24 protein-coding genes are annotated in these 21,354 nt (G+C 40.4%); 17 read left to right on the top strand and 7 right to left on the bottom strand.

The annotated features are described in order from the left end of the window. Positions 1 to 30: 30 nt before the first annotated feature. Positions 31 to 1,212: an aldo/keto reductase gene (locus tag WA1_RS03830; protein ID WP_017741609.1), complete on the top strand. Its 1,182-nt coding sequence runs from the start codon at positions 31 to 33 to the stop codon at positions 1,210 to 1,212. An 81-nt stretch (positions 1,213 to 1,293) separates the two neighbouring features. Beyond that, positions 1,294 to 2,034 (top strand): superoxide dismutase, encoded by a 741-nt coding sequence (locus WA1_RS03825; protein WP_017741608.1) that lies wholly within the window; start codon positions 1,294 to 1,296, stop codon positions 2,032 to 2,034. A gap of 84 nt (positions 2,035 to 2,118) precedes the next feature. Here the strand turns inward: WA1_RS03825 and WA1_RS03820 are convergent, their stop codons facing one another. From WA1_RS03820 to rsmG, 3 genes are all read right to left on the bottom strand, one after another. Then, entirely contained in the window at positions 2,119 to 2,544 is a 426-nt protein-coding gene (locus WA1_RS03820; RefSeq protein ID WP_017741607.1) for a hypothetical protein, read from the bottom strand. A 119-nt stretch (positions 2,545 to 2,663) separates the two neighbouring features. Beyond that, the gene (locus WA1_RS03815; RefSeq protein ID WP_017741606.1) at positions 2,664 to 3,386 is read right to left on the bottom strand and encodes an AAA family ATPase; all 723 of its coding nucleotides are present in this window, start codon (positions 3,384 to 3,386) and stop codon (positions 2,664 to 2,666) included. A 284-nt stretch (positions 3,387 to 3,670) separates the two neighbouring features. Continuing rightward, positions 3,671 to 4,480: a 16S rRNA (guanine(527)-N(7))-methyltransferase RsmG gene (gene rsmG / locus WA1_RS03810; protein WP_201789184.1), complete on the bottom strand. Its 810-nt coding sequence runs from the start codon at positions 4,478 to 4,480 to the stop codon at positions 3,671 to 3,673. Between the two features lie 244 nt (positions 4,481 to 4,724). Here rsmG and WA1_RS03805 point away from each other — a divergent pair, with 244 nt between their 5' ends. The 15 genes from WA1_RS03805 to WA1_RS03740 all read left to right on the top strand — a co-directional run bounded on the left by WA1_RS03805 (position 4,725) and on the right by WA1_RS03740 (position 16,530). Beyond that, positions 4,725 to 5,978 carry an ABC transporter substrate-binding protein gene (locus tag WA1_RS03805; protein WP_017741604.1) on the top strand — a complete coding sequence of 418 codons (1,254 nt, stop codon included), beginning with the start codon at positions 4,725 to 4,727 and terminating at the stop codon, positions 5,976 to 5,978. Positions 5,979 to 6,093: 115 nt separating this feature from the next. Beyond that, complete coding sequence (locus tag WA1_RS03800) at positions 6,094 to 7,044, top strand: branched-chain amino acid ABC transporter permease (protein WP_026134463.1); 951 nt, start codon at positions 6,094 to 6,096, stop codon at positions 7,042 to 7,044. A gap of 18 nt (positions 7,045 to 7,062) precedes the next feature. Beyond that, a complete protein-coding gene (locus tag WA1_RS03795; RefSeq protein WP_017741602.1) occupies positions 7,063 to 7,293 on the top strand; it encodes a hypothetical protein in 231 nt (76 codons plus the stop codon). Then, a complete protein-coding gene (locus tag WA1_RS03790; RefSeq protein ID WP_017741601.1) occupies positions 7,290 to 7,553 on the top strand; it encodes a ParE family toxin-like protein in 264 nt (87 codons plus the stop codon). The genes WA1_RS03795 and WA1_RS03790 overlap by 4 nt, the downstream gene beginning before the upstream one ends. A 23-nt stretch (positions 7,554 to 7,576) precedes the next feature. Then, positions 7,577 to 8,518 (top strand): branched-chain amino acid ABC transporter permease, encoded by a 942-nt coding sequence (locus tag WA1_RS03785; protein WP_017741600.1) that lies wholly within the window; start codon positions 7,577 to 7,579, stop codon positions 8,516 to 8,518. A gap of 3 nt (positions 8,519 to 8,521) precedes the next feature. Next, a complete protein-coding gene (locus WA1_RS03780; RefSeq protein WP_017741599.1) occupies positions 8,522 to 9,307 on the top strand; it encodes an ABC transporter ATP-binding protein in 786 nt (261 codons plus the stop codon). A gap of 25 nt (positions 9,308 to 9,332) precedes the next feature. Then, positions 9,333 to 10,055, top strand: a complete 723-nt coding sequence (locus WA1_RS03775) for an ABC transporter ATP-binding protein (protein ID WP_017741598.1) — start codon at positions 9,333 to 9,335, stop codon at positions 10,053 to 10,055. A 639-nt stretch (positions 10,056 to 10,694) separates the two neighbouring features. Further along, the gene (locus WA1_RS03770) at positions 10,695 to 11,378 is read left to right on the top strand and encodes a sigma-70 factor domain-containing protein (protein ID WP_017741597.1); all 684 of its coding nucleotides are present in this window, start codon (positions 10,695 to 10,697) and stop codon (positions 11,376 to 11,378) included. After that, positions 11,329 to 12,486, top strand: coding sequence for a hypothetical protein (locus WA1_RS03765; protein ID WP_017741596.1), 1,158 nt, complete (start codon positions 11,329 to 11,331; stop codon positions 12,484 to 12,486). Before WA1_RS03770 ends, WA1_RS03765 begins: the two co-directional genes overlap by 50 nt. Positions 12,487 to 12,876: 390 nt before the next feature. Continuing rightward, positions 12,877 to 13,059 carry a hypothetical protein gene (locus tag WA1_RS03760; protein ID WP_017741594.1) on the top strand — a complete coding sequence of 61 codons (183 nt, stop codon included), beginning with the start codon at positions 12,877 to 12,879 and terminating at the stop codon, positions 13,057 to 13,059. 334 nt (positions 13,060 to 13,393) lie between these two features. Further along, complete coding sequence (locus WA1_RS03755) at positions 13,394 to 14,065, top strand: hypothetical protein (RefSeq protein ID WP_017741593.1); 672 nt, start codon at positions 13,394 to 13,396, stop codon at positions 14,063 to 14,065. Between the two features lie 46 nt (positions 14,066 to 14,111). Then, on the top strand, positions 14,112 to 14,963 hold the full coding sequence (locus WA1_RS03750) for a DNA-methyltransferase (protein ID WP_272819058.1): 852 nt from the start codon (positions 14,112 to 14,114) through the stop codon (positions 14,961 to 14,963). Continuing rightward, the gene (locus WA1_RS59335) at positions 14,854 to 15,093 is read left to right on the top strand and encodes a DNA methyltransferase (RefSeq protein ID WP_272819057.1); all 240 of its coding nucleotides are present in this window, start codon (positions 14,854 to 14,856) and stop codon (positions 15,091 to 15,093) included. Before WA1_RS03750 ends, WA1_RS59335 begins: the two co-directional genes overlap by 110 nt. Positions 15,094 to 15,323: 230 nt before the next feature. Next, positions 15,324 to 15,932, top strand: a complete 609-nt coding sequence (locus WA1_RS03745) for a Uma2 family endonuclease (RefSeq protein ID WP_017741592.1) — start codon at positions 15,324 to 15,326, stop codon at positions 15,930 to 15,932. 274 nt (positions 15,933 to 16,206) lie between these two features. Then, a complete protein-coding gene (locus WA1_RS03740; protein ID WP_017741591.1) occupies positions 16,207 to 16,530 on the top strand; it encodes a hypothetical protein in 324 nt (107 codons plus the stop codon). A gap of 30 nt (positions 16,531 to 16,560) precedes the next feature. Here WA1_RS03740 and WA1_RS03735 read toward each other — a convergent pair whose 3' ends face one another. The 4 genes from WA1_RS03735 to WA1_RS03720 all read right to left on the bottom strand — a co-directional run bounded on the left by WA1_RS03735 (position 16,561) and on the right by WA1_RS03720 (position 21,208). Further along, a complete protein-coding gene (locus tag WA1_RS03735; RefSeq protein ID WP_017741590.1) occupies positions 16,561 to 18,288 on the bottom strand; it encodes an NAD+ synthase in 1,728 nt (575 codons plus the stop codon). Between the two features lie 33 nt (positions 18,289 to 18,321). Continuing rightward, positions 18,322 to 19,068 (bottom strand): NUDIX hydrolase, encoded by a 747-nt coding sequence (locus tag WA1_RS03730; RefSeq protein ID WP_017741589.1) that lies wholly within the window; start codon positions 19,066 to 19,068, stop codon positions 18,322 to 18,324. Between the two features lie 83 nt (positions 19,069 to 19,151). Beyond that, positions 19,152 to 19,739 (bottom strand): nicotinate-nucleotide adenylyltransferase, encoded by a 588-nt coding sequence (locus WA1_RS03725; protein ID WP_017741588.1) that lies wholly within the window; start codon positions 19,737 to 19,739, stop codon positions 19,152 to 19,154. Positions 19,740 to 19,798: 59 nt separating this feature from the next. Further along, a complete protein-coding gene (locus tag WA1_RS03720; protein WP_017741587.1) occupies positions 19,799 to 21,208 on the bottom strand; it encodes a nicotinate phosphoribosyltransferase in 1,410 nt (469 codons plus the stop codon). Between the last annotated feature and the right edge of the window lie 146 nt (positions 21,209 to 21,354).

Here is a 21,354-nt window from a genome sequence, read left to right as displayed (position 1 = left end):
AATCCAAAATCTAAAATTCAACGTCTAATAATGCTTTACAGACGATTTGGGCGCACAGAGTTAAAAATGCCTGTTTTTTCCTGCGGTGGCATGAGATATCAGTATAAATGGCAGGATGTGCCACAGTGGCAAGTCCCCCGCGATCGCCAGGAAAATCTAGAAGCGACGATTCGACGGGCAGTAGAATTGGGAATTAATCATATTGAAACTGCTCGTGGTTACGGTAGTTCTGAAATGCAGTTGGGAAGAATCTTGCCAACTTTTGAGCGCGAAGAGTTGATTGTTCAAACCAAAGTCAACCCTAAAGCTGATGTTAAAGAATTCCAACGAGATTTTGAAAAATCGCTAAAAAATCTTCGCCTGGACTACGTTGACTTACTAGCAATACACGGTATTAACAATCCTGAATTATTGCATGACAGCATTCGTCCTGGTGGTTGCTTGGAGTTCGTACATAAACTTCAGGCACAAGGAAAAGTTAAATTTATCGGTTTTTCTACACATGGTGCAACAGATATTATTATTCAAGCAATAAATACTAACCAGTTTGACTACGTTAACTTACATTGGTATTACGTTAATCAAGCCAACTGGACTGCTATTGAAGCTGCAACCCGCCTTGACATGGGCGTATTTATCATTAGCCCATCTAATAAAGGAGGAATGTTATATGAACCACCAGAAAAACTAGTAGAACTTTGTAAGCCTTTAAGCCCAATGGTCTTTAATGATTTATTTTGTTTAAGCCATTCCCAAGTTCATACATTAAGCGTGGGTGCAGCTAAACCGCAAGATTTTGACGAACACTTAAAAACATTAGATTTACTAGACAACGCATCGGAAATTTTGCCAGATATTTTGGCTAGGTTGGAAGAAGAAGCAATAGCAGTTATGGGAGAAGATTGGGTCAAAACCTGGCATGTTAATTTACCAACCTATGATAAAACCCCAGGTCATGTGAATATTCCAGTGATTTTGTGGTTGAGAAATTTAGCTGTGGCATACGATATGCTGGACTATGCCAAAATGCGTTATAACTTGCTTGGCAATGGCGGTCATTGGTTTCCTGGTAGTCAAGCAGACAAAATAAGTCAATTAGACTTGCAGGAATGCCTCAGTCGCAGTCCTCACGCAGATAAAATTCCTCGTTTTTTAACAGAAGCACATGAGATGTTAGCAGGTGAAGCAAGGCAGCGATTGTCACAAAGTTAGTTAGTGGTTAGTGGTTAGTGGTTAGTGGTTAGTGGGAAAATAAGGACTGCTCAATGAAAACATTCGTCGCAGTAAAGTTTTATGAGTGTTAATCGTCGTCATTTCTTGTTTTTACTAGGGTCTGGGGCCGGGGTTTTAGCGTTAGATGCTGGTGCTTTTGCACAAAAGACTCCTAGCGGAAACCAGCCTAAATCTAATGCACCAGGTGCTATCCAACTACCACGATTACCCTACGCGTACAATGCGTTAGAGCCTCATATCGATGCAAAAACAATGCAGTTTCATCACGATAAACACCATGCGACTTATGTAAAAAACTTGAATGTGGCATTCAATAAACATCCAGAACTCAAAGGGAAAAGTGTTGCAGACCTTCTTCGCAATCTGAACAATGTACCAGACGATATTCGTACAACGGTACGTAATAATGGTGGTGGTCATGTTAACCATGCGATGTTTTGGAGAATTATGAAGCCAAAAGGTGGGGGAGAACCAACAGGTGCGATCGCATCCGCAATTACAGAAACTTTTGGCAGTTTTTCCAGTTTTAAAAAGCAGTTTAATGAAGCTGGTGTTGGTCGTTTTGGCAGTGGTTGGGTTTGGTTAGTACGTACTAAAAATGGCGACCTGACTGTAATGACGACACCCAATCAAGATAGTCCCATAGTTGAAGGAAACTACCCAATTATGGGTAATGACATATGGGAACACGCATATTACCTCAAGTATCAAAATCGTCGTGCCGATTATTTAAATGCATGGTGGAACGTCTTGAACTGGGATGAGATTAACAAGCGTTTTGCCGCATCAAGTAAAAGGTAGTAGGAGAATCGCGTTTCTCATTGCTCCTCATCTTCAAAGGGGAACTTGAGTTCCCCACTCACTTTTGTAACTTGGCTGACAATTTTAAGAAGGATTTTGACAAAAATTATTAAGATAATTGTAAAGCTCGCGAAATAAAGGACATCTTTGTTGAACTTCATTTGGCTGTATTTGCAATAATAGCAAAGGAGTATGTAATCCTTTAGAAAAGCGTGTTTCGCTTGGCTCGAACTCATCTAAAACACTTGACTCAATAAGCGCCTCTGATAGCTTTTCATGACAACAGTCTCTTTCAGGGTTATATTCACTAAATGATTCTGGACAATCGAAGGGAATATTTCTTTGTGTACTTAGCCACCAGCGCATACGTTGATGTCTGTCCCTAAAATCTGAATGTCTAGCTATTGAATTATTCCAATCTGCTATAATCCAAGATTCCAGTTCAGGAGCAGCAAACCCAACAAATTGTGTAATTTTAGCACTTTCTGGTATTTTTGATATTGCTGCCAAAATTTTTTCTCTTTGATTCTCTGGGTTTCGGCAATCTAAATCGTCAAAAACTAAAATTAGATCGCATTGATTTGGTTCGTATTGTAAGGTAATAGGTAGTTGCTCACTGATTTGAGTAATTAAGCTTTGACCCGTTCTTCCATAACTAACTCCTTTATATTGTTAGCATTGTAAAATTGCCATTTAGAAAAAAATTCAACCAAATCTCTTCTAATTCTGTAAACAGGAGTACTTTCAGGAGGATATTCACTATCTTCTAGTAATCGAGGAATGGAAGAAAGACCTAAAAAATTAGTATTAATATTTTCTAAAGGCTTAAAATGAGTTTCTGCATTTTGTAGTGAAGTCTTATAAACTGATACAACACCTTTTCCTACTTCTCTATTATGAAATTGATAGTAATAGAAAGGTGGCGATACAGCTGATTCATCTAAATCTTCTCCACTATATAGAAATTCTTGGGCAATGCTAACTCTAGGTGTATTTTTATCAACATAAATTTTCAAATCAAGGATTCCGCTATCTTTTCCGGAAAGACTAGTTTGTGAAATTTGCCAAAAACAATATGCCAGCCTTACTACAGCAGGACTTGCCATAGTACCATCTAAAATTTTATTACCACCAATTTGGGTAACTGAATTCTCAAAACTACCGATCCCCCGACTTTCATCAGGAATATTAGTTAGGCTATCTTTTAAAAATTTTAAGCAATTGATAAAGTTGCTTTTGCCTGAGCCATTTGACCCGATAAATATATTGAGGTTTGTGAGATTAGCTTCTTTATCTAAGGACAAATTTTTATAATTTTTGGTAGCTAGAAAGCGAAGAAGAGGTTGATTCATGGCGTTGGAAGTCAGTTTGTAGATGGCTAATTGTTATGAGAATTGTAGTTTTTCATGAACGTCTCATAAATTGTATATAAAAATCCTAATAGGTAACAATTTCTGTGTCTAGATCCCCGACAACTTCTGCGAAGTCGGGGATCTGACTTTCCATGCTTAGGGATTTCCAAGAAATAAATTACCACTACTTGTGGTACGGGCGTCCCCGCCCGTCTTATACTAGTGACGGCTCGTGTCGCCCGTACCACAAGAGATATTTGAAAACTTTTTTGTTTGGAAGTCCCTTAAAGAGGTTTTTGCGTAGGGACACCAACAGCACGAGGAAACTGAGATGGTGTAGTTGCTACTTTCCGTAAGTAAAGACAGTGACGAATGCTGTGAGTGAGGGGAGTCGTAAATTCTTCAACAGATTCAATTGTCCCACCTAGTTGTTGAACAGCATTTTTTAAAGATTTTGCTTCATCTTCCATCCAATTACCCCGGTAAATGACGGCTAGCCCACCTTGTTTCAACAACGGTAAGGTATATTCAGCGCAGACAGAAGCTGTTCCGACAGCACGGATGAGAGCAACATCATAGCATTGTCGGTGTTGGATCTGATGGCTAATCTCTTCTGCTCTGCCAGTCACCGTTTTAATGTTAGTTAGGTGAAGCTCGTCTTTCACTCGATCGAGAAAAGCAATTTTTTTCCGAGTGGAGTCTAGAAGAGTTACAGTACCATGAGCAACAGTAATCGCTATTGGGATACCTGGAAAACCAGCACCAGTTCCAATGTCGATAAAAGTGGGGAATTTTGGATTTTGGATTTTGGATTTTGGATTTTGGATTGGGGATTGGAGATTGGAGATTAGGACAGATGAGGGTGTGAGTTCTTCTGTGTCCCCTGTATTTTCTTGTGCTTGTCCTGAAAGCAAAAAAGCAATTCCCCGTAGAGAATCCCAAAGATGCTTCTCCCAAAACTCTTGAGGCTCGGTAATGCGGGTTAAATTCTGCTGGCTGTTCCCGGATAAAATTAACTCGTAAAGCTTTTGAAACAGCTCTTGCTGGTGGACTGTGGGAGTCCAATTCATGGTTTGCTGCCAGATATTTACCATATCCGGCAAAAAAGGCGAATTCAAGTTATTCACAATTTAAGAGTTTACCGATACACTTTTGCTATGCCAATGGCTGTATCAAGCAGTATTTTAAGTTACATTTTTTAGTAAAAATGCTACGAATTTTTTACAGTAGCATCTTGCATTAACTCTGACAACTGCTTAGTATTTTAATCCTTGGCTGATATATCAAATCTCTTCCTTGAGTTTATCAAGGATACACAAAACCCTGCCTTATTCGACCATGAAAAAATCTACTACTTTAACAACTGCATTTTTCGTAACTTGCGCTATGCTGCTAACAGCATGCGGTAGCAGTCCTACCAATAGCACCAATACGGGAACTAACGGTAACACCAGTACGAGTTCTACAACCAACACGGCTATAACGACAGACACATCTAGTGAAATTCCCATCGGTATTGCCTTTGCACAAACCAGTAACGTAGCTTTGCTTGGTCAAGAAGGCGTTGCTGGGGCAAAAATTGCCGAAAAATATTTTAATGATAAAGGTGGTGTTAATGGTACTCCCATTAAACTGGTGTTCCAAGACACTAGTGGTGATGAAGCAGGAGCTATTAACGCTTTTCAAACTTTAATTAACAAAAATAAAGTTGTTGGGATTGTTGGTCCAACTTTATCGCAGCAAGCTTTCGCCGCCGATCCGTTTGCCGAAAAATCTAAAGTGCCGGTGATTGGAGCATCAAATACTGCAAAAGGAGTTCCAGAAATAGGTGATTATGTTGCGCGTGTATCCGCACCTGTTTCTATTGTTGCACCTAATTCAGTCAAAGCTGCTCTTAAACAAAATCCTAACATTAAGAAAGTAGCAGTCTTTTTCGCACAAAATGATGTTTTTAGTAAATCGGAAACAGAGATTTTTCAGAAAACAGTTAAGGATCAAGGATTGGAAATTATAACAGTTCAAAAATTTCAAACAACTGATACCGACTTTCAAGCCCAAGCCACTAATGGTATTAATTTAAAACCAGATTTAATCATTATTTCTGGCTTGGCTGCTGATGGTGGGAATTTAATCCGACAATTGAGGGAATTGGGTTATAAAGGTTTAATCATTGCGGGAAATGGGCTGAACACGGGGAAAGTATTCGCAGTGTGTCAAGCATTTTGTGATGGTGTCATTATTGCTCAAGCTTACAGCCCTGAATATTCTGGACAAGTTAACAAAGAATTCCGTGCTGCTTATTTAAAGCAATATAATGAAGAACCGCCCCAGTTTAGCGGTCAAGCTTTTGCAGCAGTGCAAGTGTATGTCGAAGCTCTGAAATCTTTGGATAAAAAATCGAAAATTGGTACATTACCCTTGCCTCAACTGCGTACAGAATTAAATAAAGAGCTACTATCAGGCAAGTACAATACTCCTCTTGGTGAGATTGCTTTTACTCCTGTAGGCGACGTGATTCAAAAAGAATTCTATGTGGCTCGAATTACGATGGATAAAAATGCAAAGAAAGGGAAATTTGCAATTTTAAAGTAGTCATCAATTACATACACTAAAACGTGGGAATTTGGGCATGGGGCATTGGGCAATGGGCATGGGCTATTATTCTCCATTCCCCACTCCCTACTCCCTACTCCCCACTCCCCAAAAGATGAACATCAGTCTATTTTTACAACAATTTCTGAACGGGTTATCTATTGGTAGCGCCTACGCTATTTTTGCCTTGGGATACACCCTGGTTTACTCAATTTTAGGCATTATTAATTTGGCTCATGGTGCAGTTTTTACCTTGGGGGCATATTTTACGTATGCACTTATGGGTGGGACTTTTGGATTTAATGGTGTACTAGCTAATGCAACTCTGCCAATACAATTACCATTCCCTGTCGCCATGATTTTGGGAAGTATTTTTGCAGGGTTGGTTGGTGTGGCGATTGAAGGCATTGCCTTTCTCCCTTTACGACAACGGGGTTCTGACCCATTGCTAACGGTTGTTTCTAGCTTGGGTGTAGCGGTGGTTATTGTTAACTTAATACAGTATTTAGTTGGTGCAGAAAGTTATACTTTTCCAGAAAATACTTACGGTAACTTGCCAGCTGCTATCAACTTTGGTACAGCAGAAAATCCGATTCCTATTCGTAGCGTTCAGTTGGTAATTTTTGCCGTATCTGTGATAGTTGTGACAATTCTGACTTATTTTATTAGTAACACAAAGTACGGTAAGGCAATGCAGGCGATCGCAGAAGACCCTACTACCTCAAGTTTATTGGGAATTAATAGCGATCGCTATATCGTACTGACATTTTTCATCAGCAGTTTCATTGCAGGCGTGGCGGGAACTCTCGTCGCCACAAGTGTCAGCATCGCTGGACCCTACTTTGGGCTTGGTTTTGGGTTGAGGGGTTTATCGGTGATTGTACTGGGCGGGTTGGGTAGCATCCCTGGTGCAGTATTGGGAGGTTTACTTATCGGGTTAGTAGAGGCGTTTGTCCCTGGCGAGTATTCTGGTTATAAAGATGCCGTTGCTTTTGGCATTTTGTTTATTATGCTGTTAGTGCGACCTCAAGGTTTACTTGGTCGTCGGTTTATTCAAAAAGTCTAGTCTATGGAGAGCCGGAATATGTCATCTACAGCAATTGCCACCATGGTAAAAATGATGGAGTCATTACCTGAAGACTTACAAAACCAAATTGTTGAACATCTCCGGGAGTATATTGAAGATTTAAGAGATGAGATGCAATGGGATGCTACGTTTCAAAAAACTCAGCACAAACTTGTAGCTGCTGCTCGACAAGCTAAACAGGAAATTGCGGAAGGAAAGGCTGCACCACTAGACTATGACCAGTTATGAAGTCTGCTACTTTACTTTCCTTTTGGGAAACTTATAGTTCTTTAAACGATGACGCTAAAAATAGTGCGAGAAAAGCATATCGCTTGTGGAAACAAAACCCATTTCACCCATCTTTACACTTTAAATGTATTAATCAGGAGGAAAGTATTTGGTCTGTTAGAATAACCCGTAGCTACCGAGCTATTGGTATTTTGGAGGGTGATACAGTCACATGGTTTTGGATTGGTAAACATGACGATTATGAGAGGTTTTTCTCATAACTACATTACAGTGACAACACTTTATGACTGAATTTTTTACAACTTATGGAGCTCTTATCGTCTCTATGGTATTGGGGGCGCTCCTAGGGCTATCTCTGTACTTACCTCTCATGGCTGGACAATTGTCTCTAGCAAGCCCTGGCTTTTATGCTTTGGGTGGGTACATTGCTGCTATTCTCTCTACAACTGTTTTTTCTACTACAGGAGTGTTTCCTGTTCCACTTCTATTGCTGGAAATGTTGATAGCGGGTATCGTTTCTGGTGTACTGGGAGTAGTAGTAGGAGTCCCAGCACTGCGGTTGCGGGGGATTTATTTAGCGATCGCGACCATTGCTTTTGTAGAAGTCCTGCGAGTCTTAGCCCTAAACTTAGATATTACAGGTGGGGCTGTGGGTATTTTTGGTGTCCCGCAACCTTTCTCTGAACCAATTGAATATTTATGGATTGCACTGCCATTATTAATTGTAAGTATGGTGCTTATTTACCGCTTAGAACGTATAAAAGTTGGCAGGGCGTTCGTAGCAATTCGTGAGGATGAATTAGCTGCAGGTGCAATGGGTATAAATCCGACTTACTATAAAGTACTGGCATTCACTCTAGGGTGTATTCTTGCAGGAGTTGTTGGTGCTATTAGTGCTCATGTTCTCAATACATGGAATTCACGTCAAGGTACCTTTGATAGCAGTATCAACTACCTCACTTTTGTGTTAATTGGTGGATCGAGAACTTTTTTAGGTTCGGTAGTAGGAGGTATGGTATTCACAGCTTTACCGGAGGTGTTAAGAGCAATGGCAGATACAAGCGCTATACCCCCATGGTTGGCACAATTATTGCGAGATGGCAGGTTAATTATTTTTGGACTGCTGATCGTTATTGGGACTATCTTTTTTCCCCAAGGTCTTGTAACTCCAGATTTATTCAAGAACCGTAGAAAGCGCCGCAGACCAGTGACCAGTGACCAGTGACCAATGACAAAAACTCAAAATTCTGAATTATCTTTATTAGAAGCAAAAAACTTAACTCGCCGTTTTGGGGGTTTAGTAGCAGTCAATAATGTATCTTTTCATGTAAATAAATATGAAATTTTTGGACTAATTGGTCCTAACGGTGCTGGGAAGACTACTCTGTTTAATTTAATTACAGGCTTAATTACACCTTCTAGCGGTCAGTTAATTTATCAAGATAAAGAAATTTCTCAATTGCGTCCCCATCAAATTGCAGGTTTAGGGATTGCGCGGACATTTCAAAATATTCGCTTGTTTGGTGAACTCTCAGCTTTAGAAAATGTTGTTATAGCACGGCATTTGCATACGAAGAGTAGTATGATACAGGGAATGTTGGGATTGCCTCCTGCTCCAAAAGAAGAACAACACAGCAAACGAAGAGCGGTAGAATTATTAGGGCTTGTTGGTTTAAGCGATCGCCTAGAAGAAAAAGCTAAAAACTTTGCCTATGGTGACCAAAGGCGGTTAGAAATTGCCCGTGCTCTGGCTTTAGAACCACAGGTGTTACTTTTAGATGAACCTGCAGCAGGTATGAATCCTAATGAAAAACATCAACTGAGTGAGTTTATCCGCAACCTACGCGAAAGTTTTAACTTAACTATCGTTTTGATTGAGCACCATGTTCCTTTAGTTATGGGTTTGTGCGATCGCATTGCTGTTTTAGATTTTGGTCAACTCATTGCGTTGGGGGAACCATCTGTTGTCAGAAATAACCCAGCTGTGATTGAAGCATATTTGGGTAATGATTAAGTATATTAACCGCAGATGAACGCTGATGAACGCTGATAATTTGAGGATTTTGGAGATTAAAGACCTCTATGTGAATTATGGAGGTATTCAAGCTTTAGAGAATATTAATTTGTTTATTCATAGTGGTGAAGTGGTAACTCTTGTAGGTGCTAATGGTGCAGGGAAAACAACGACTCTCCGCGCTATATCTAAGGTAGTTAATCCTCGTCGTGGTGAGATTCTGTATAACGGACGCAATATCACTCGCCGTCAGCCTCATGAAGTTGTGCAACTCGGTATTGCTCACTCTCCGGAAGGGCGGAGGGTATTAGCACGGCAAACTGTGTATGATAATTTGTTATTGGGTGCTTATATTCGCAGCGATCGAGCAGAAATTAAAGCAGATATTCAGCAACAATTTGAGTTATTTCCCCGTTTGTCACAAAGGCGCAATCAATTGGCGGGAACTTTAAGTGGGGGGGAACAACAAATGCTAGCTATAGCCCGCGCTTTAATGAGTAGACCCAAGCTTTTGCTGTTAGATGAGCCTAGTTTGGGTTTAGCACCTACTATAGTGAGAGAAATTTTTAGCATTATTGAAAATTTACGTGCTACTGGTGTGACTATTTTGTTGGTTGAACAAAATGCCAACCTTGCTTTACAAATTGCAGATCGCGGTTATGTTTTGGAAGCTGGTTGCATTACTCTATCAGGTAGAGCATCGGAATTGATGACTGATGAGCGAGTCAGGAAGGCTTATTTGGGGTAATTAGCTTGCATTTGTACTCAATATGTAATGGAGTAAGCTAATAATTCTTTAACTTGCACAACCTCAGTAAACTTAGCTCTTGTGGGACGGGCGTCCTCGCCCGTTCTCGAAGTATAAATTAAAAGCGCAACAGCTTATGCTTGTAGTGCATTAATTGTATATATTTTTACTATTTGCACTTAATTGATAAGAGCGTTTTTTCATTTATCCCAAGCAGCCAGCTTTTGTTACTTTTGATGAGTTATGTAATAAAATATACTTTACGGAATTGAAAACATCACTTTCAAAAAACTTGCCGATCTACTGAATGTACTTGTAAGCTCTTCCAAAAAGCTCTATGAGCCTTGCAGTCCATTTTATTAAATATACACACGTAAAAAAAATACGATATAATATATACTAAATGTATCCTGCTAATAACCGCGCATGACCAACCTCCAATCTGCATCTACCTAATGTCAATCAAAAGACCTTTAATGAATTAGCTTGAGGTTGGTTTGCTTAATCGTTAACTTTTGTCTTTAACTGGCTGATAAAACTTATTGAAATTTGTTAAATTCAATCAAAGAGCAAAAGTCATGGGTGAATGCAAGGCGTTTTTATTTTGGTAACGACCGATATGATTTCTCTTGTAATTAGATGCCTGACAGATTACTACACCTAGATGATGTAAAAAACATAAAAAAACCAGAACAAGTAGCAGCAATATTTCAAAAACTTGGGTACAAAACCATTTGCCAATTGCTAGATGTTACAGATTTAGAACTTTCAAAGGGAAGTACTCAAGCTGTTAATCAGGTCTACTTAATTGCAAACCAAGGAAATGCAGAGTTACAGGTTCTTCTGTTTAAACTTAAACCATCGGAATGGTTTTCGCTTGATACAGTTACTTATAGAATGCAAGCTATTGCCAACAACCTCTGTCAGCGATTGTCTTACTTTTTATTATTATGCACAAGAGACTACAGCCAGTTAATGCTCGTCAGTCCTCGTATTAGCTTTGATGCTCAAATGAAATTGAGGCTCAAAATTAATAAATGTTTGATAAACACTGCTGATCCTAGTTATCATGACCTAAATCGATTAGAAAAAATCGCTGCTTTTACACTTGACCCCCAAACGCTTCACCACATTCAACATGAAGCACTTAGATTTAGAGAAACTCAAAAGCAATACGAAGCCCAAGATTCAGTTCGCTGGTATCTGCAACAAATTAGTCGAATTAAATTGTTAAACAAATACTCACGCTCCAGCAATACTTCTCTCACTAAGATTGGGAGAAGGTCTGAGTCAGCTTTATCGGTACTGCCAAACTATAGCTAACTATGGAAACCAAGGTTTCGCCTTAGATACCACAGCCATTAAAACAGTCAGAAATCAGACTCTGTGGGAAGCCGATGTTACTGCTTTAGGTAAGCAAGTCGAAGGTTGGTGGACTCAAGCACCACGTTTAAATATGATTTATGGTCCTGCTAAGGCAGTTTGGAATGAGTGGATAAAGCCAAATCAACTTATTTACTCTCTCATATTGCCAATTCAACAAAACGATTTAAGCAAGCTAGATGTTGTTAAAAATTATGTGGGGCAATTGTCTTCTGAAACCCAAATTAATGATGAAGTCAAACGCAAACAACGGGAACTAGGTCTAATTCGTGGTAGTAGTGATACCATCACTGGTATGGCTCTCAATCAGATTCGCCAGCACGTTCGGGAAGCCGTCGATTTTGCTCGTCAGTGGATTTCTCTACAAGAACCTCGCATGAGCAATGGTAATAATTACAACCACAGTCAAGCACAACAATTGCAACAAGACTTGGCAAATCTTCACACTCATGTCTTACAAGAACTGAATGCTTTTGATAAGAGAAATTCATCAGTCTTGCTAAAAGCAGGAGTTTATTGTTGCAAAAAAGCAATAGAAAATATTAGCAATCTTTTTGAACTAAATGCTACATTACCAACGGTAGAACCTAAAAAGCGAAAAACTAAGCAAGAAGATGATGACATACTGCGGAACGATGCCCTTGTTGCTTTAATGAAATCCCTGTATCTAAAACGACTAGAAAGTTCTCTAATTGCATTTGAAAGCAGTATCTGCAAGCAGAGGGATTTTCAAGAAAGATTTTTTACCTTGTTACAACAGGGTAAGCTGCTAGACAGCAAGAATTTTCGCAAGATTCTAGCAGCAGAGACAGATGAAGAAGATAATATTTCTGTTGATGAGTTAATTGAATCTTTGGAAGAAATTGACCTCAACGATTACCAAATTGATGAGTTACGCGGTCGGATTCAATCAGACCTTAATATCCTCAACAGTATTCATCATCAACTATTGCAAATTCAAAAAAATGTAGAAATAGGACAAGACTCCGACCTCAAGCTAGCAGAATTTAAACAACGAATTGTTTGTCGATCAAGACCAATATCATGAAATTGAAGAAGAAAGAGAAAGCAATCCATCAGAAATCATTGAGGAAGAAGATATTCAGCTAGTTTGTTACCAGTGGTTTCAAGCAGAATAGCGAGCGCTTCTTAAATTTCTAAAGTTCTAGCCTGGGTAAATATCCTGACTTTTCACGTTATGTGGAAAAGGCAATTGTAACGGTTTCTCCAACCCTTGTGTTTTCGTTAGCTATTATCAATAAATTCAAGTTATTGATAATAAGCCTGTGGAAAAAGTAACGTAATTTCGTTGGTTGAGGACTTACCATGAAAAGTCAGGTAAATATCGGGAGCATCCACTTTTGGCAGATCGACTTTTTTAGACAAACGGTATAGTCAGGTTTCTGGCATCAAAGAACTATGTTTCTTCCGAAAGTGGATGCTCCCTAAAGATCAAGCTAGAATCTCTAAAAAGGCAGGCTTGATTGTAGAACAACTGAGCGAACAAAATGGGAAGCCGCGACTTTTTGTCATCGAAGATGCCCTTTCAGCAAGCACTTCTCGCCGTCGCTTAGCTGTGTCCAAAAAATTCAGAGTCAATGCTGAAGTCTGCTCCCCTTGATTGCCAAGAATCTAGTTCTTGGGCGCGATCGCATACTACACAAACTTTTTCAATCTATTTAAGCAGTAGCGACATAAGTATCTAAGTAAGGTGGACAAGGATGTCTACTACATATGTGATGATTTATTTCTAGACAATATAGCTTGCTTTCGCGCTCATGTTAAACGTGTAAAGTTAGTGTTTTTTCTCTAGAAAAATCTAAAACCCTACAGAAAATTTTACAAGAAAAATTTCCGGAATATTGTATTATGAGTGAAAGAGGAAGTGCTCAAGTTGACTGCAAGAGCACTTCCTCAAAAAAATAACGTAAATTTAATTCTGGAGTGATCTTAGCATGACTAAAGCACCGGAAACAGCTCCTGCTGTGGATTTTTCTGAAACAGTTGCCGGAGAAGTTCAACTTCTCATCCGTAGACTCGCTAAACCGGGTAAAGACCTGGTAAAGGAAGTTATAAGCGAGATTAGCTACACAAACCCGTCTTTATTACTAGGAGCCGCTAAAATTGGGCAATTATTGTTATTCCTCAAAGAAAGACTCAAGCCCAAACAGTATGAAGAAGCCCTGGTCAATTCTCTAGGATGGATATCAGGCATTGCCAACCAGCTATTGAAGCTAGCCCCCATACTTGGAAACTTCACCACCAAACAACTTGATAAAATTAATCACAACCTGTCCCCATCAGCACTCTACAAATTAGCCACAGGTCGGACGCCAGTAGAGGTGATAAAGTCCATGCTGGAAAAAGCTTGTACCCAAGAGGTTTCCAAAAAAGATATTCAACTCGAAACCAAGAAACATAAAGAGAATCAACCGAAAAAACAGCCGACGCCATGGAGATATGCTGGTAATGGTAGAGAATACCAGCCACCCAGAATTTCTGAAAAAGTCGGCTTGATTGTGGAACAACTCAGCGAACAAAACGAAACGCCGCGACGTTTTGTTATCGAAGAGGCGGTTTTGTTGCTAGGAGAGAAATTCCAGCAAGTACTTCTCGCTGTAGCTTAATATTTACTAGAATTTAGTGACAGCCTAGTAAAAGAAAAAACTTTCAATGTCTTGCATTCGCCTTTTATCGCCTTTGACTGCTACTAATGAGAACTTAATTGAGGTTTATCAAAGCGATTATGGTATTCTCTACCAGGGTGATTGTCTCAAGTTTTTAAATACTCTTCCTGATACCTGTGTCGATCTAGTATTTGCCGATCCGCCTTTCAACTTAGGTAAGGATTACGGCAAAGGTGTGAACGACCAGATGAAATCTGAGGAATACCTTGAATGGTCAAAACAGTGGCTGAGCGAAAGCATTCGTGTTTTGAAGCCAGGAGGTAGTTTATTTGTTTTTAACTTGCCTAAATGGTGTATTGAGTATGGTGCATACCTAAACCAAAAAGGTATGCTTTTTCGCCACTGGATTGCATGCAGGATGCCTAAAGCTTTTCCTCGTGGCAAGCGAATGTCCCCTGCTCATTATGGATTGCTTTACTATCCGAAAGGAGAACCCACTGTTTTCAATAAAGTATATACACCCATTCAAGTTTGCCGACACTGTGGAGGAGAAATTCGAGATTACGGCGGACATCGTAAAAAGCTAAATCCCCAAGGCATCAATTTGATGGATATTTGGGATACTCCTGAAGATGTCTGGGAAGATGCATCAGGCGATCGCACCGAGGAAACTTTTTGGACAGAACTTGAGGAAATATGGAGTGATATTCCCCCAGTACGACACCGCCAATATAAAACAAGGGGCGCAAATGAATTAGCTCCTCCGCATGCTAGAACGTATCATTGCCATGGCATCAAACCCAGGACAAATAGTTATCGATCCCTTTGGCGGTTCTGGGACTACATTCTATGCGGCAGAAAAGTTGCGTCGGTATTGGCTAGGTACAGAAATTGGTGATGTTGAGCCAGCAGTAAAGCGACTTAGTGATTTAGCAAATGGGAAACTTGAAGAATGGGAATCAGCTAGGGGAAAGAAAAAAATGAAAATTTTACATAATGATTCAAAACAACTAGATTTATTTTCTTAAAAATTAGAGGTAAGTTTTTAGAGGCGCTCTAGATGAAAGCACGACCATCTGTTCCTTTTGTGATTCTTGCCACGTTGCTGTCTTGGGCATCATGTTCAACTACATTGAAACGCTCAGATCCCCAATGTCTTAAAGAAGTTGGGGATCTTGTTTCTCACAAATGATTTAAGATTACTATAGTTGTGTTCCCATAGTAGTAAAAGTATTGTTTATATATAGGCAAAAGCATTATGGCAACCCCAACCGACCAGAAGCAAAAACTCACCTTTGAGCAATTTGTTGAGCAGTATCCTGAGGATGGTCGTTTTGAGTTGGTAAATGGAGAGATTGTGAGAATACAAGCAACTAGGCAGCACGATGATGTAGCAGATTTTATAGCTAAACAATTAGACAAAGAAGTTGACCGTCTTAGCTTGAACTATAAGGTGTCTGGTAGAATTACAATCGCAACTGTAACTAAAGATGGTCAAGAGCAAGGACGCTTTCCTGATGTCAGTGTAGTCAGCTTGGACATATGGCGTACCAATCGTTCTGCATACTCTGCACTACGCGAACCATTGCAAGTTGCTGTGGAAGTGGTATCAACAAACTGGGAAGATGATTACATTGATAAGCTAGACGAGTATCAACGTCTGAGGATTCCTGAGTATTGGATTGCAGACTACCTAGCTATTGGTAGTAGAGTTTATCTGGGAAAACCCAAGGTTCCTACTGTTTTTGTTTACCAATTAGATGATAAAGGAGTTTACCAACCTATTGCCTATAGAGGCAGCGATCGCATAATCTCCCCTACATTTCCAGAATTACAATTAACTGTTGATCGGATTTTAAGCATTTAGTTATAAAGTAAATCTTAAATTTTAAAAAAAATATATTGCGTAGCTTGGGTTGAGGAACGAAACCCAAGCTACAGGGTCTTACCAATGACAAATGACGATCTTCACTAGTTAGCTATACTTGTGACGACTTACTTAAATTTACAGTATTTGAAAGTCACTCAAAAGCTTATAATACGTTCTTGGACAATTCAAAAGCATTCCCTCCTTCGCTACATCCCAATTGTCTCATCGGAATTGTTCTTAATTAATCACTCATAATACTGAGGTAACTACAATGGATTCTCGAATAGAAAAATTGCTAAATCGCCAAATAGAGTTGATTGAAAGGTTACAAGATAGATCTGATGAAATCTTGGATTGGAGAACTTCTCCTGAGAACGCAGAAGCTGTTTTAGGATATTTTGAGGCTCTAGAATGTGCAGTGGAAAGCTTAGAGGGCTTGTCGGAATTTTATCAAGAGTCAAAAGATTGGAATTTAGAGGAGAAAAAAGAGCGCAAGAGCGATCGCGACAAAGATGATGAGGACAGAAATGACTACCGCATAAGCAGTCGCGATCGAGAAGACAGGGATGAATATCAAGATAGAAGACGATTATAGCTGCATCTTGCTCACCATCCCTATCGAAGCTCAGGAACTATATTTCATCCCAACCCATTTACTTGCAATAGGCATTCGCCAACCGATGCCAAAAGCGCGATCGGTAATCTTTAACCCCGGAGGAGCCTGCCTCCTTTTAAATTCTGCACGCGCCACTAAATCGATGACTCTGTCCACAGTCACCGGATCGTGACCTGCTGCAACAATTTGTACTGGGGATTGGTGGCGGTGAATCAAGCGTTCCAAGATATCATCCAAAACATCGTAGGACGGAAGAGAATCTTGGTCAACTTGACCCGGTTTAAGTTCCGCGCTAGGTGCTTTAGTCAGGACGTTTTCTGGAATTATAGATTGAGAATTGGAAGACATTTGCTCCAATCCCCACTTCCCACTCAAGAGTGCCTGATTGTTCAACCACCGACAAATGGAATAAACACGAGTTTTAGGAACATCAGCGATCGCTGCCAATCCACCATTCATATCCCCATAAAGAGTGCAGTAACCAACTGCAATTTCTGATTTATTACCAGTCGATAAGAGGAGATGACCAAATTTGTTAGAAATAGCCATCAACAAATTCCCCCTAATTCGGGATTGAAGATTCTCCTCTGCCAATCCAAACTCCGTCCCTGCAAACAACTCGGCTAAGGTATTGTCATAACCTTCCATCAATTTCCCTATAGGTAGGATATGAGTTTTGATCCCCAGATTATTTGCCAATGCTAAAGCGTCACCAATCGAATGATCCGAACTATAAGGTGAAGGCAAAAGAACACCGAGGACATTTTCTTGACCAACTGCTGTAGTAGCAACAGCAGCAACCAATGAAGAATCTATACCACCACTCAAACCCAGCACAACTTTAGAAAAGCTGCACTTACGCACGTAATCCCGCAATCCCAAAACCAAAGCGTGCCATATTTCCTCATCTTCAGACTCATATCTTGGTGCAATGGAACCCACTTGCAAATCCCTCTGCACCTCATCAAATTCCACCACAACCAAGTCTTTCTCAAAACCAGAAGCACGGCACACCATTTCACCTTGACGGTTGAGGGCAAAACTTCTGCCATCAAAAATTAAATCGTCATTTCCCCCAACCTGATTCGCGTAGACAACGGGTTGCTGATAGCGCACGGCACTATGTCTGAGCATTTCTTCTCGAAACCGCTGTTTTCCAAAACTGTAGGGAGAAGCCGACAAATTTACCACCAAATCTACACCTAAAATGGCTAAGTCAGCAATTGGATTTGTGGTGTAACTGCGTTTGCCCCAGAATTCTTCATCATTCCACAAATCTTCGCAAATAGTTACGCCAATATTAATATCATCTAAAGAAAAATAATTCGCTTTTAATCCAGGTTCAAAATAGCGGTTTTCGTCAAATACATCATAAGTAGGCAAAAGCCGTTTGTGAAAAATCTGCTGTACCTGACCTTTTTCCAACAAAGCAATGCTATTAAATAACGTTTTGCCACCATTGCTATGTGCTTTTATATTTTCATCAACAGTTCCTACCAAAACAGCAAGTTCAGGCGGCAAATCCCTTGCTAATTGTTGCAAATTAAAATCCATGGCCTGCACAAAACTGGGATTCAGTAATAAATCTCTAGGAGGATAACCACATAACGAAAGTTCTGGAGTCAATAGCAAACGAGCCCCAACACTCGCTGCTTTTTTAGCCGCTTCCAGAATCTCTTTTGAATTTCCCAGCAAATCACCAATAATAGGATTAAGTTGAGCGATCGCAATCTTCATTTTCTTCTCTTTGCGTTCTTCGCGTCTTTGCGGTTAAATAAAAACTAAAGGTTTATCTTTCAACGGAGCAAAAGCTTCGGCATCAAACCGATATAAACTAGCTGGACGACCAGCCCCTCGCGACACCTTTATTCCTGTATCGCATAAAAAACCCAACTTCAGCAGACGTGCGCGGAAATTAGAATAATCAGAAAAATTTTCCCCCAAAACCGTAGTATATAACTGATATAAATCATTCAAAGTAAACACTTCTGGCAAAACCTCAAAAGCCACTGGGCTGTACTCCAACTTATTTCGCAAACGCCTGTGTCCGTAAGCCAGAATTTCGTTGTGGTCAAAAGCCAATTGTGGCACCTGCTTTACAGGATACCAAGCTATTCCAGTCATGCGATCGGCAATTAATTCTGCTTCCTCAAATCGCACGAGGGCAAAATAACTCACCGAAAGATAACGCACACCATAACTATCACTTGCTTCCCGTGGATCGCGTTGCGGTCCTCCAAAAGTATACAACTGCTCTAAATAGAGATTCTTTGCCCTAATTTTCTCTGACAAAATGCGATAAGCCGCATCTTCCAAAGACTCACCTTGACGCACCAAAGTACCGGGAAGGCTCCAATGATTCAAAAATGGCTCCTGCTGTCTCATCACTAGTAAAACAAGCAGGCGGTTTTGGGCAGTATCTACAGAAAAAATAACATTATCCACACCAACCTTAAAATCCGCTAAAGGAGGTTGATTGAGTGGAGCAACAAACTTTCTTTGGCTGCGTCCTGGCATAGGAACCAATTGTTTAAAGCAGTGAGGGTTTTAACAGTGACCAGTGACCAGTGACCAGTGACCAGTGATTAATGATACTTCGTTTAACAAGCTACATTTTTGGATAAACATTTATACAAATGCTCTTTATGAATATAGTCAACGACAAGGGGTGTGAGGGCTTCGCTATCGCCACTTTCTCGATAAGCAGTTGAAGAAACATCCGGACCGATAAAGTTGGCAAACTCGATTTTTCCTCCTAGTTTTTGTACGATATGTACGCTAGATTCATCTATAGCGAATCCCGGACGTGGCACGACTAGAAGTTGTACTTGCTGTAATAACTCTTCAATTCGATACCATCTTGGCAGTTGAGATAGCAAATCCGAACCTACTACTAACGTAAATTCTGATTCGTCTCCCCAACGAGCTTTTGCTTTTTCTAATGTTTCTAGCGTTCTCAAACTACTTAATTGCTGTTCCAATCCAATATTGTGCTGTGGCGAATCTATATCCTTAATTAACAAATGCATCATTGCCACGCGATGTTCCAATCTTGTTTGATGGGACTTAAATGGATTGTCTGCAGCCCAAACTGCTACCCAATCGTATTTATTGGACAGCCATTTGATAATAGCTTGATGTCCTGCAGTTGGTGGATCGGCACTCGTACCAAATAATGCGATTCTCATGGTTAGTGGTTGGTGGTTAGTAGTTAGTGGTCACTGGTCACTGGTCACTGGTCACTGGTTTATTTTCTGGTTTTTTGTGTCAGTTCTTCTAGGGCAGTAGAGATATCCACTTGTACTGACACGGGGTTATTCAGTTGTCTGACTTCATCTGGCAAACTGGCGACTGAAGCAGTTGTGCGCTGCCGAATTTGTGCTATGGTTTCAGGCGATCGCACTCTTTGACCCTCCTTAATAAAGAGTTCCAATAAAGGTTGTTCCTCCAAAGAATTTTCAAAAGAATTTTCAGCAGCCAGTCCCAACTTATCGGTTTTCACCTTACCCCCCTCTAAAGTGCGAAAAATCTGCTTGCGCCCTGGATAAGTTCCTTTCCCAGTTGATTGTTTCATCACTGGGATACCATCTATTTCCACCAGTTTGTAAACTCCATTTACGGAAGAACCAGTGACCAAACGCGTTCCCAAACCATAACCATCAATCTCAGCACCAGCAGCCTTTAACTTAGCTATTTCCCACTCGTCCAAGTCCCCACTGGCAAAAATCGACACTCCAGGAAGCAGCAATCTCACTTGTTTTGACAAGGACACCAAATCTCCTGAGTCCAGCCTGACTCCAGATAATTCCATTTCCCCAGAATTGACCTTTTGGGCCAAACGCTGGGCTGCGGCTATTGAATCGTAAGTATCAATCAACAATGGCGCACCGGGAAAATAACGGTGAAATGCTGTAAAAGCTTCTTCTTCGTTACCTTCCATTGCTGACAATGCCATAACCAAAGAATGAGCCATTGTACCACTGGGCTTTTGTCCCAGTTGCAGTGCTGCTAACACATTTGATGTCGCATCCAAACCACCAGCTAAAGCCGCACGTGCTGCCCACAAAGAAGCTTGGGGGCTAAATGCCCGTCTTGTTCCAAATTCCAACAGAGTTGCATTCTCAGATGCTACATCGCGCAATCTTGCTGCCCGTGTAGCAATCAAACTTTGATAATTCAGGGTGTTTAACAGGTAGGTTTCCACCAACTGTGCTTGCCAGAGGGGGGCTTCTACTCGCAACAGTGGTTCATGGGCAAACACGGCTGTCCCTTCAGGCACTGCCCAAACATCTCCTGTAAAACGTCCTTCAGTCAAGACTGACCAAAAGCGGGTGGGCGCATTTGTAAAAATTCCTGTCGCTTGTAAAGCTTCCACATGAGTTGCACTAAAGCGAAAATTTTCCAAATACTCCAACGCTTGTGCCAGACCCATTGCAATTAAATAACCAAAATTTTGTGGCAAGCGTCTGACGAACAACTCAAAACTTGCCTGCCGTTGTTCTACACCTTCTCCGGTGTAACAAGCTGCCATTGTCAACTGGTAAAGGTCTGCCAGCAAACTGTAATCAAGAGATGAAAATGTTAACTCTTGATTTTCCAAACTCTGCTGCTTCTGACGGTCTGTAGATGCATAGTTCAATACTGGGAAACTGGTCATGGCATAGCGCCCTTGGAAGAAAGCTTATGATTTATGGTAGTTTTTACCATAACTCTTGTCAACTACTAGATTGTTTTTTTTTGAAAATGCCTGAAACCCGTATTTCTACGTGGTGCATATTATTATCTTAATCTATTATTTAAAAT

The sequence above is a fragment of the Scytonema hofmannii PCC 7110 genome (assembly GCF_000346485.2).
In the GTDB taxonomy this organism is placed as follows: Bacteria; Cyanobacteriota; Cyanobacteriia; order Cyanobacteriales; family Nostocaceae; genus Scytonema; species Scytonema hofmannii.
The sequence above is the reverse complement of the archived record's forward strand: the minus strand, read 5'-3'. Positions and strand labels throughout refer to the sequence as shown.